Below are 11,880 nucleotides of genomic sequence, written 5' to 3' on the forward strand. Positions count from 1 at the left end.
AGCGAAGGCCTTTTAATATCATGGAAGATTACCCGACCGTGTAATGGAAGACTATGTTGCAGCACAGGACTCAGATATGGCATGAAACTCTGCGTAATCACCCACGAGGTCTGGTTGTTAACACCGCTGCTATTCTCGGAGCCACTTTAATTGTCGGCCATACGCACTCGCACTGGTTCTGGCTCTGGGTTGTCATTTCTCTGGGTGTTTCCGCTGCGCGGTATGGTATTTATGTGTATTGCTGCCATTCCATCAAACAGCACTCAGCGCAAGCCATACCAAGGCATCAGATAGTCCTGCTTCACTTGTCAATTTTAAGTGCTGCTATCAACTGGATGATCGTTGCCTGGATAGGAATTCCTGAATTTCAGGCAAAAGATAAATTCGCCATACTGATTATTATTTCCGCCCTTGCAGGAGGCGCGACCGGCACGCTGGCATCGTTAAAAATCACAGGCAAAATTTATATCGCGCTACTGATTGTCCCGGCATCCTTACGAATGTTGTTAATGGACGACCCGAGCTTGTCCGTTCTTGCAATACTGGGATTTATTTTTGCTTGGGTCATGATGAGCAGCCATCAGAATAATTTCAGGCTACTCGAGCATTCCTTGCATCTGGCAAGAAGCAACGAAGATCTGATCTCTCAGCTATCCGTTAAAAATACAGAAATCAGCAACATTAATTCAGAGCTGGAACAAACCGTTGAAGACAGAACCAAGGAATTGCAATACCTGGCAAATCACGATCTGTTGACATCCCTGTTAAACCGACGTGGATTAGCGGAGCAATCTTATCAGCCTAAGCCAGTAATACATCACCAGTTATTTCTGTTCATTGACCTTGACCGCTTTAAACATATTAACGACGGATTAGGCCATGACTGGGGCGATCTGTTGTTACAAGCGGTAGCACATCGCCTGAAAGAATTAGTGGATGAGCTGGCAGCCGAATGTGGCGCCTGCCATCACTCAGTTTGTCGCTGGGGAGGTGACGAATTTGCAGTGCACTTTATCTGCGAAACGTTCTCTGCAAAAGACGTACATCCTGCTTGCCACTATCTGCAGGTAATGTTGTCGCAACCTTACCAGATCAATGGTCGCCAATTACATATCGGAGCCAGTATTGGCGTCTTTGAAAAATGCGGAGAAAAACTGACCAACATTGCTGACGCGGTGAGCTGCGCAGATATGGCTGCGTCAGAAGCCAAACGTTTAGGTCGTGGCAGGATTGTATTTTATTCTGAGGTACTGGCAGATATTCAGCGGCGCCGGCTGGCGCTATCGATTGCACTGGCAAATGTGCACAAAGACGGTTCTTTGAAACTGCTTTTTCAACCTATTGTCGCGGCAAAATCAACAGAAGTTGTTGCGTTGGAAGCTTTACTTCGATGGACGTGTGCTGAAATCGGCCCCGTTTCTCCCGATGAGTTTATTCCTCTGGCGGAGGAGTCCGATCATATTATCAACATCGGTAAATGGGTACTCCAGCAAGCATGTTCTGCAGCCAAAGCCTGGCAAGACAAAAACGATGATCACATTGCTCCAAAAGTCGCAGTGAACACATCGATCCGGCAGTTAATACAAACATCGTTTGCCAATGAAGTACAAGCTATCCTGAAAAATACAGGGCTTGATGCCGATCGTCTGGTGATTGAGGTTACCGAAAGTGTTTTCGATGAACAGAATATGCAGCAGGCCCTGATCAGCCTGCTTGCTTTGCATGAGATGGGAGTAGAAATACACCTCGATGATTTTGGTACTGGCTATTCGTCGCTGTCACGTTTGCACGAGTTCCCGATCGATGCCATCAAAATCGATAAGAGCTTCGTCATGTCAGCAGATGAAAAATCTCTGGCGGTTGTTGAAGGTGCGCTACTGATTGCCAAAAAATTTGGATTGAAAGTAATAGCGGAAGGTGTAGAGTCCGCCCAGCAACGTGAAAAATTAATGACGCTTGGTGTCGACGAATTACAAGGCTATTTCTTCGGAAAACCGACAGAAATAGCAACACTGTCATTGACAGAGACTAGCGTGCCCAAGCTGACAAACAACGCATAGTGATCGAACCGCCACGGTTCCATTTCATGGACTACGTGAAGCCTCACTATCGCCTTAAGCTCTTCCTGCTTTTTAAATCTACGCTTTTAAAAAACATCAAATAAAAAAGCCTGATCTTTACAGATCAGGCTTTGCTACGACATAAATAACTCTTAATGCGAAAGTGCAGTCTCTCCCGCCATACGACGAAGGCGATGCGTGGGTCCAGTTCGTTTCATTTGATTGCGATTCTCATTCTTCAGAGAATTCGCCTCGCGTAAGCTGGTCAGAACCCGGCAGACTGTTTCTCGGGTCGAATGCACAATCTCCGCCATATTTCCCAAGCTGGGCAACGCATCTGCGGCAAATTCGCTGAATACCTGATTGGCATCGGGCCTCAGCATCTGCAGCAAGCGTTTGACACGTTCGTCCACCGTACCGGTTCTCAGACTGACAACCTGACGGCAGCGAATATGATTAGTCGCAATCGTTTTCATCAGTAAGGCCGTCATTGCCTTATCATCAGCGACATCGACCGACTGCAATTTTACCGGCGTAATTGCCCGGACTTGCAGTGTTTCGCTCACCCCTGAAAAACACTCGACACCCAGCAAATCGCCGGGTAACGCCAATCGCACAAAATTGATTTTGCTTTCGTCTGACTCATCCACACTATTGATACGTACCGTGCCAGATTCTATACGCCATAAGGCGTTTAACTCATTCATTGTTAAGACCTGACGCGGCAGCAAATACCGCTCAGATCTGTTCATTATGCTGGATTGCATAAGATCTCCGTAAAATTAACAAATGATGTATTTGTGCGAATTATTTATCGTCATCTTCGTGATCCCTGACACTTTGCGCCTCGAACCACAAAGCATTAACGACTGCCAGTAATACCGCCATCGACGTTCCCAACATCCAACTGAAATACCACATAATGATTCCTTTCTGAGTGCGCTTAATACAGCGACTTGCTATTCGCCTGAATATTGGCAACCGTGACTTTTCCACGCATGACGCGGTAGGCCCAACTGGTGTAGCCGACGACAATTGGCGTCATCACCAGTGCAACCCAAAACATAATGTTCAGCGTACGCTGACTGGAGACGCAATCCCAAACCGTCAGACTGTGATCAGGATGTGAACTGGATGGCAGTACAAATGGGAAAATCGCGGAGCCTGCCATCAGAATAATGCCGGCACAAGCAATACCACTGCCGATAAAAGCGATACCGCCACGGCGTGCCAGCGTTGCGATCAATCCAAGTGCAATTCCCGCATAGGCAAGGCCGACCAGCAAAAAGATCAGCGGATAACGTTCATAGTTACTCCACCATACGCCTGTCTGATGCAACACCGTTTTTGTCAACGGTGAAATGCCTTCACCAACGAGTATGTCTGAGGTGATCCGGTAACCTTCCATCCCGGAAACTATGACACCCGCCACCGTCAATACCAATGCAAGCACTAAGGCACTGACCATACTGACGCGACGGGCGTGCTGCGCAATTTGTTGTTCGGTGCGTAATTGCAGATAGTTCGCGCCGTGAAATACCAGCAGCGTCAGACTGGCAACGCCGCACAGTAATGTGAATGGCGTAAACAATGCCCAGAAACTGCCGGTATAAACAGGAAGCATATTGTCTTCAAAGTGAAATGGAACACCTTTAATGACATTTCCTATCGCCACTCCAAATACCAGTGAAGGCACTGCACCACCGACAAACAAGCCCCAATCCCAGGCCGTACGCCAGCGCGGATCGGCTACCTTGCTGCGATAATCAAAACCGACAGGACGGAAAAACATGGCCCACAATACGGCCATCAGGGCAAAATAAAACCCGGAAAATGCTGTTGCATAGACCAGTGGCCATGCCGCAAAGATCGCACCACCGGCAGTAATAAACCAGACCTGATTACCATCCCAATGTGGCCCTACCGTATTGATAATGACACGACGTTCATCATCATTGCGACCGACGAACGGCAGCAGTGTGCCGACACCCATGTCATGCCCGTCCATAATGGCAAAGCCGATCAACAGCACGCACACCAGCAACCACCAGATTAATTTAAGTAATGTGTAGTCAAGCATGTCACACCTCTTTTGAAGACAAAGCGGCCGCATAGACGGGCGCATTCACACCATTAGCGCCAGCGTCAGGGTTGGCTGATTCCAGAGCATATTTCCCGGTACCGAGACTTGAAGGACCAAGGCGCACGTATTTCAGCATCAGATACACCTCGGCGATTAGCAGCAGGGTATAGAACAGCAAGAAGCCGCCAAGTGAAAACAGCACATCGTTTCCGCTTAATGCCGATGTCGACAAATGCGTCGGCAACATCCCCTGCACTGTCCAGGGCTGGCGCCCGTACTCAGCAACAAACCATCCCATTTCGCAGGCAATCCACGGCAACGGCACACTCCATACGGCCCATTTCAACAACCATGGACGAGACTCTATGCGATTCCGTGCCGCCGACCAGAACGCCACCGCAATCAGCGCCAGCATGGCAAAAGCAACAGCAACCATGATGCGGAAAGTCCAGAACATAGGCGTCACTTTAGGGAAAGCATCGCGCAAGGCTTGGGCTTTCATTTCCGGAGTTGCCAGACGTACGTCAGAGATATATTTTTTTAACAGTAAGCCATAACCCAGATCTGCCTGCACCGCTTTAAAGTAAGCCAGCTTTTCAGCATTTTTGGGATCTTTGCGCAAAGCCTCCAACGCAGTAACAGCGACGATGCCACGCTCGATGCGACTCGCAATCTTCACCTCCAAGGCATCAATACCGGGAATGACCTTGTCGACGCTGCGAGTGCCGATCAGCCCCAGAACATAAGGTATGCGTATCTCTGCATGATTCGTTTTATTGACTTCATCAGGAATACCAAACAGCGTCAGGCCCGCTGGAGCCTCTTCCGTTTTCCACATACCTTCCATCGCTGCCATTTTTGTTTCCTGGGTTTCAGCAGCGGTATAACCAGACTCATCTCCAAGCACAATGACCGATAAGACCGATGCCAATCCAAAGGCAGCAGCAATGCGAAATGAACGCAATGCAAATGCGGTGTCTCTCTTCTTAAGCAGATACCAACTGCTGATGGACAAAACAAATATGGACCCCGTGACGTAACCAGCGCTGATGGTATGCACAAATTTTGCTTGCGCTACAGGATTAAAAATCACGTCGGTGAAACTGCTTAACTCCATGCGCAGGGTCACAGGATTAAACTCGGCACCGACAGGATTCTGCATCCAGCCATTCGCAATCAATATCAGTAATGCAGACAAATTTGATCCGATCGCAGTCAGGTAAGTGACGCTGAGATGGCCGACCTTACTCAACCTGTCCCATCCAAAAAAGAACAGCCCGACGAAAGTGGATTCCAGAAAGAAAGCCAGCAAGCCTTCTATCGCCAACGGCGCACCAAAAATATCACCGACGTAATGCGAGTAATAAGCCCAGTTGGTACCGAATTGAAATTCCATCGTCAACCCGGTGGTCACACCAAGCGCGAAATTAATACCGAATAATTTTCCCCAGAATTTGGTCATGTCACGATAAATTGTTTTGCCCGTCAACACATAGACGGTCTCCATAATGGCGAGCAACAAGGACAAACCCAGCGTCAGGGGGACAAATAAAAAATGGTATAAGGCGGTGGCAGCGAACTGTAGCCGCGACAAATCCACCAAAGATTCTGAAATCATTGCTTTTCCTTTGCATCTGTTTCATTTCCGTTGAGATCGCCTGCTCTGCTTTGCTGATCTTTAGTTGCTCGCAACATACGCTCCTCCATACCGTGCGCCGCTGCATCTGCTGGCAAACGTTGTGGAAAAAAAGCAGCTTTAATTGAAAAAAGCAGTACCAGCTTGAACAGCAACACCAAAATAATTTCCCGCTTTAATTTGAATTGCAACGGACGATGCGGTGTCACAGGAGTATCAGTCTTTGATACTCCTGCTGTATTTTGCAAAGACATAGCCTGTCTCCGGAAATGAGATAAAAATCGGAAGTAAGCTACCTGCCACAACCACGACGAGAGCCAATATTGTTGGCAGGCGCATCATGGAAGTCTGGAGGCATTACTTCTGTCTGAAGATGACGGTAGTGCTCCACAACATCAGAAAACCAATGTCGTGAAACAGAACATCATCTGGAATCAGAAGACGGCGGGAGGTGCGCGAACGGAAGGTACCAGCCACGCAATTTTTTTTGCGACAGCCAGCGTTTGAAAAGAGAAAAACTGACTTTCACTGATCGTGACAGGGAAAGTAAATTCAGGAACAGGAGGTAAAGCGAATGTCGCTGCATTCGTCAGACAATAAGCACAATGCTCGAAATGCAAAGTATCAGAGACATCGGCGGGCTTGACGCTCGTTTTTTCGAGTACGGCCCCGGCAGGGGAAAATAAAATCCAGCTCAATCCATTCGATGCACAGATTTCTTTCCATTCACCCGCTTGAATACTGCTTTTAGCCGATGAATGACTGATGGCCTGCGAAGCCAACGGCATCAGAGAATTCAACAGAATCGCCAGAATGGCGATCCAGCTAAAACCCTTACTGCGTCGACGATTTCGCATAAAAAATGAAATAAAAAGTAAATCCATAGGATAGTGTACGCGCTCAAATGAAGGATTATTTGATCTGGCGCATACAGGCATTCAGCAAATCAGAAGAAATCAATCTACGGTATTGCGTCGGATAACGAATACATAGTCCAGCACCAACATCAACAACATAGAAATGCCCACCAGAGGAAAAATGATACCGCCCACCATCAGCAATATAAAAACAACTTTTAACGCGTGGCGATTGGCTGGTAACGGTGGAATTCCTATCGTCCCTGCGGGACGCCGCTTCCACCACATCACAGCAGACGAAATACAGATCAGCACGATGGCACAACAAACCGCCAGCATCAGCAGTTGATTCGCCAGACCAAATTCCTGCCCCAGATGAACATTGATGCCCCACTCCAGCCCTTTACCAACCGGACCGTAATCGGCAAAACTCATATCAAGTAACACCTGTCCGGAGAACTGGTCAAGATGAACGACTCTTTGCTTTGCAAGGTCGTTTGGATAGACAGAACCGGTGAACACACCAGTCGCAGTGACTGGTAAATTGATCGCATAGGTTTTCGCAAGACCCAGTTGATCAAAAATAGAAACCACTTTATCAAGACTGATCTGAGTATGCAGAGCTGCATCGCTTGCAGGATGAACATGAGTAGCAGAAACAGGTGTTTTCGCCTGCTCCAGCGACCATGCAACAGGGGTAACATGATTGATATGCTCATCCGACATGGGTACGCTGACGCGCACGCCAGCGGGATAACCAAAGTTGCTGCCATTGGCCCACTGATTCACTTTGTCGCCCCACACTATCGACCACGGCATGCCAGTGACGGCGAGGAAAAGAATAAACAGTCCGGCAACAATTCCAGTAACAGCGTGTACATCACGCCAAAATACACGCTGAGACGACACACCACGTACCTTGAGTACGCCATCCAGTGATGATGTGTTTTGCCGCGGCCACCACAAATAGGTGCCAGTGATCACCAGCAAAATACACCACCCTGCAGCCACTTCAATCATGCCATTGGCGATCGGGCCAAAATATGCCAGGCTGTGCAGTCGCCGTATTGTCCAGGATACCGTACTCCGATTCGGCATACGCCCTAACACCGTACCGCGATAGGGATCAACGAAGATGGCCATCACATCACCACCGTCACCTTTAATATCCACCTCAGCAGAGCCAGATTCACTGGCAGGAGGAACATAGCGCAAGGCCTGACCTGGATAGGCCGCTAACGCCGTCTGCACAATATGTTCATGTGAATGCGGCGATCCGGCCGTCGCATTAACGATCTTGATGTCGCGATAAATATAATCATCAATCTCGGTGTGGAATAAATAGATAGCTCCCGTTACCGCCAATATCAGCATGAACGGCAACACCAGTAAGCCTGCGTAAAAATGCCAACGCCATGCCGCCCGGTAAATATCGACAGGTCGCGTTGCAGAAAAAAATGTATTCATGCGGTATCTATTAAAATTAGTTAGCAGCTATCAGATCTGCCCGATCACCGTATAGAAAAACACTGATCAGGCAGACTATTTCACTTAAAACTTCATATTGGCAGAAAGATAGAATGCCCGGCCGTCACCAGGAGAATGACGTGTCTGATCATTAATCCACACATATTCGTAGTAACGATTAGCCAGATTTTTCACCTGGAATTCCAACTCTACCGATGAGGTGAATTTGTATTTAGCACCGACATTAAACAACGCGTACGCACCATATTTACTTCCAGTGTTCGCCGTGGTCAGATAATAATCGCCCTGCCCATTACCTGATACGGATAACTGCAATGCTGGCGTCACCTGAACATCATAGCCAGCGGAAAATATATATCCGGGTACGTGGTCAATTTCCTTACCCGCTGTTATCGGTGCAGTTGGGTCTGGCACGACAATTTTTGAACGTTGGCGTGAATAGGAAATCCATGCGCTGCTGTATTGGTCAGGACGGATATTTACCTGCAGGTCTATACCGCTGCGCCTGGTACTGCCGACGTTTTCAGAATCGCCGGAGGGATCATTCAAACGGCGTTTTACTTCATCCGATGCACTTTGTTCCCAAACAGAGAAACGGCCATTTATCCAATCGACTGGTACCAGTTTAACGCCAGCTTCCCAGCCATCATTAATCGACGGGCGCAAATCATTTTTATTCGATTTGTATGCTGCAGCACCCGCTCCAATCTGGAATGTCCGCCCCCAATTGCCATAGACACTGGCTGAGTGCAATGGCGAGTATACGATGCTCAGTTTGGGTTGTCTGATCACCCCATAATCCTGAATACCGTAGTGCACATTTTTGGATACGTCATTAAAACTGCCATCAAATTTATCCACGCGATACGCAGGAATAATTTTTAAGGTATCCGTTGCCTGAATGGCGGCCTGTATATATGCCCCGTAATTATTCAGCGTAAATTTTTGATCTCGGGTCGTCGTCACCCTTACCTTGTTCGACGTACTGTAACGCGGACTTTTATCATCCTGATGTTCGGCATTGACGCCCGCCTCAATCGCCAGATCTTTCAACCAATCTGTTAATGCAAGACCTGGGCGATACGTCACAGAATTCAGGATACCGACATGCGTTTCATCGATAACACGTTCCTGTTGCGATGTTGTACTGGAATAGCGTAACCAGCGCTGATCTTTTATCTGATTCAGATACACCTTTGTCGCCAGCGATGTTTTATCTGTAGGATCAGCGTCAATATGCACACTTAATTGATTCATCTGACGATTGCCACCTTCAGACTGCGCATAAGGATACGATATCGTCGGACGAGTATAAGCATCTGCTGCCGTCAGGTAACCGGCTTCATCTCCATTACTTTCTGTATGACGCGCAATGATGCCAAATCGCATACGAGCATCATCAGTGGTGTAAAACCATTTGCCACCAACGGTGGATTTTTCAAAGGTCGCGTTATCACGATATCCGGCTGATTTCAGATAACCGGCAAAATAATTCTGCGACCAGTTATTGCTTTCCCATCCTTTTGCGAGCTGAATTTCTTTTGTGTCAAAGCTACCGTAAGTCACCCGCGCGTCGTTGTAGTTGCCACCGCTACGAGTAACGATGTTCGCATTTCCGGCGATATTGTGCAGTCCATAACGTGGATCATTCGTTCCACGTACGACTTCAATCGATCTGATTTCTAACGGAAATAACATGTCCAGCAGTTGCATGCCGCCGCCATTATCATTACTCGGCACACCATCGATCAGCAGCTTGACCGCGTTCACTTCACCTTCACCATTGAAGCCGCGGAAAGACAGCTTGCCTGATTCACTCCCTTGCCTGAACTGGGTCATCATCACACCAGGTGCTTTGCTGAAGAGCTCCCACGTATTCACTACCTGTTGGGTCTGTATCAGATCGGAACCAAGAATATCGACGGAACTGAGGACACTTTTTGCCGCTATCGGGCCAATTTTTTGGCCGCTGATTTCGACTTTACCAATTTCCATTGCTGAATCATTGAGGCCGCCGCCGCTATTGCCTATAGTTTCCGCCGAGGCGGAGGTAATGCCGGCAGGAGCAAATAAACTTGCAATAACAAGCGCACAAGTTCTTAAAACAGGAAGGGAAAATCGCTCTGAATGAGCTTGATGAATTAAACGGTTAGCAGACGATGTACAGAAAGACATAAATATCCTTGGTCACAATAATGCTCACCCGTTGACCTGAAAAGGTAAGACGGGTTTTAACTTACGAGTACAGCAGATGTTGCCCGCTTCAGCGCAAACAAATTCGGCTGTCTTTCGTAAATTGCGTATCAGGTAGAAAAGATGTACGCCGGAATGCATTCAGCATCAGAATCAGCAGCGTACAAACAATGCTGATGTGTCATGGCGACAGAATGAATGTGCAAACGGATCGAAACAGAATGACATCTGTTCGAATGACAAAGAATTCAATAATAGTCGCGAAGACAATCAGCCAATCAATCAGCCGATAACAGGAGGAGCGCGCGGATGCGCATGTAGCCAGGAAAATAAAAGCTTAGGGGAATGGTAAAACAGGAAAGGCAGCAAGGCGTGACCAACGGGCACCATCCACTGCACAGACAGATCAACCGGCAACGCAAATGTTCCGGCATGCGTCACACAAAATGAACATTGTTTAAACTGGTGATGCGTAGTATCGGGAGAAGACTTACTGAGCAGAACTTGCTCGACCGGAAGAAATTTTGTTCCGGCAGCAGAGCATATTTCTACCATCTCTTGTGGGGAGATTGCTTTTGAAACGGCATAATCCAATGACGGCAGCAGCGCATTCAAAAAGATCGCAAGACATGCGATCCAGATGCTCTTTTCATACCAGTGTCGATTGATTATTCCAAGTTTCATGTCAGTATTATAATTCAACATAACGCATTTTATAACTCAGCTTAGCACTCAGATCATCGTCCGCGCGACAAAACAGTACTACGACGATGCCGCGCTTCCATCTTCGCAGCCTGAAGCGTATTTAAGAGCGGCTCTATGTCAGCGCACATGCAATAATGTTCCGAAACAGTAAGCGTCCTCAATCGCCAATCATTCTTCCTTTTCATTTATGCATATTCTTTTAGTCGAAGACGATCCGGTGCTGGCAGAAGGCATCTCTCAGATGTTGCGCGAGCATGGCATGTTGGTGGACGTCGCCCGCAATGGTAAAGATGCCTGTTTTATCTCTCAGGAACAAAAAATCTCGGTCATGATTTTGGATATCGGCCTGCCGGATATGGATGGTTTTGATGTACTGCATCACATACGGAAAATTCAGCGGAATAATTTTCCCGTCCTGATGTTAACTGCAAGAGATGCGATCCTGGATCGCGTCAAAGGCTTTGAAATGGGAGCGGATGATTATCTCGTCAAACCTTTTTCGACGTTGGAATTAGTCGCACGTTTAAAGGCCTTGGTCCGACGATCATCCCCTGCTTCTGTCGGAATCCGGCTTGGTCTGCTTCATCTTGACTCACAAACGAAGCGGGCTGCAGTTGATGGTCAGGTCATCGATTTATCTGCCAGGGAATGGACAATACTTGAATATCTACTTAAAAATGAAAACCGTGTCGTGTCCAAACAGCAGATCATCGATGCCATCTTGCTGCACGACGGAGATATTTCGCTCAACGCAATTGAAGTCTATGTCTCACGGATACGCTTAAAGCTCAACAACGCTAAGGTGATGATCCGCACAATTCGTGGCTTTGGCTATATGCTGGAAGAGGAAAAGTGAAA

The 11,880-nt window shown here is 47.6% G+C and carries 11 protein-coding genes; 2 read left to right on the plus strand and 9 right to left on the minus strand.

Translation table 11 applies throughout. From position 1 onward, the window contains the following. The first annotated feature begins 53 nt into the window (after positions 1–53). A complete protein-coding gene (locus tag H8K38_RS13805; protein WP_186885416.1) occupies positions 54–2,060 on the plus strand; it encodes a bifunctional diguanylate cyclase/phosphodiesterase in 2,007 nt (668 codons plus the stop codon). A gap of 152 nt (positions 2,061–2,212) precedes the next feature. Here the strand turns inward: H8K38_RS13805 and H8K38_RS13810 are convergent, their stop codons facing one another. The 9 genes from H8K38_RS13810 to H8K38_RS13850 form a co-directional block, all read right to left on the minus strand. Further along, positions 2,213–2,827, minus strand: a complete 615-nt coding sequence (locus H8K38_RS13810; protein ID WP_186885417.1) for a Crp/Fnr family transcriptional regulator — start codon at positions 2,825–2,827, stop codon at positions 2,213–2,215. A 40-nt stretch (positions 2,828–2,867) separates the two neighbouring features. Beyond that, positions 2,868–2,981 carry a cytochrome bd-I oxidase subunit CydX gene (gene cydX / locus H8K38_RS13815; protein WP_186885418.1) on the minus strand — a complete coding sequence of 38 codons (114 nt, stop codon included), beginning with the start codon at positions 2,979–2,981 and terminating at the stop codon, positions 2,868–2,870. 22 nt (positions 2,982–3,003) lie between these two features. Beyond that, on the minus strand, positions 3,004–4,140 hold the full coding sequence (cydB, locus tag H8K38_RS13820) for a cytochrome d ubiquinol oxidase subunit II (RefSeq protein ID WP_186885419.1): 1,137 nt from the start codon (positions 4,138–4,140) through the stop codon (positions 3,004–3,006). 1 nt (position 4,141) lies between these two features. Further along, complete coding sequence (locus H8K38_RS13825; protein WP_186885420.1) at positions 4,142–5,761, minus strand: cytochrome ubiquinol oxidase subunit I; 1,620 nt, start codon at positions 5,759–5,761, stop codon at positions 4,142–4,144. After that, a complete protein-coding gene (gene cydP / locus H8K38_RS13830) occupies positions 5,758–6,033 on the minus strand; it encodes a cytochrome oxidase putative small subunit CydP (protein WP_186885421.1) in 276 nt (91 codons plus the stop codon). Before cydP ends, H8K38_RS13825 begins: the two co-directional genes overlap by 4 nt. A 180-nt stretch (positions 6,034–6,213) precedes the next feature. Then, complete coding sequence (locus H8K38_RS13835) at positions 6,214–6,636, minus strand: DUF2946 domain-containing protein (RefSeq protein ID WP_186885422.1); 423 nt, start codon at positions 6,634–6,636, stop codon at positions 6,214–6,216. 99 nt (positions 6,637–6,735) lie between these two features. Next, the gene (locus H8K38_RS13840; RefSeq protein ID WP_186885423.1) at positions 6,736–8,103 is read right to left on the minus strand and encodes a PepSY domain-containing protein; all 1,368 of its coding nucleotides are present in this window, start codon (positions 8,101–8,103) and stop codon (positions 6,736–6,738) included. An 84-nt stretch (positions 8,104–8,187) separates the two neighbouring features. Further along, on the minus strand, positions 8,188–10,119 hold the full coding sequence (locus tag H8K38_RS13845; protein ID WP_255422982.1) for a TonB-dependent receptor: 1,932 nt from the start codon (positions 10,117–10,119) through the stop codon (positions 8,188–8,190). A gap of 480 nt (positions 10,120–10,599) precedes the next feature. After that, on the minus strand, positions 10,600–11,022 hold the full coding sequence (locus H8K38_RS13850) for a DUF2946 domain-containing protein (RefSeq protein WP_186885425.1): 423 nt from the start codon (positions 11,020–11,022) through the stop codon (positions 10,600–10,602). A 187-nt stretch (positions 11,023–11,209) separates the two neighbouring features. Here H8K38_RS13850 and H8K38_RS13855 point away from each other — a divergent pair, with 187 nt between their 5' ends. After that, the gene (locus H8K38_RS13855; protein ID WP_186885426.1) at positions 11,210–11,878 is read left to right on the plus strand and encodes a response regulator transcription factor; all 669 of its coding nucleotides are present in this window, start codon (positions 11,210–11,212) and stop codon (positions 11,876–11,878) included. Positions 11,879–11,880 lie beyond the last annotated feature (2 nt).

The organism is Undibacterium sp. FT79W (assembly GCF_014284215.1).
GTDB lineage: Bacteria > Pseudomonadota > Gammaproteobacteria > Burkholderiales > Burkholderiaceae_D > Undibacterium > Undibacterium aquatile.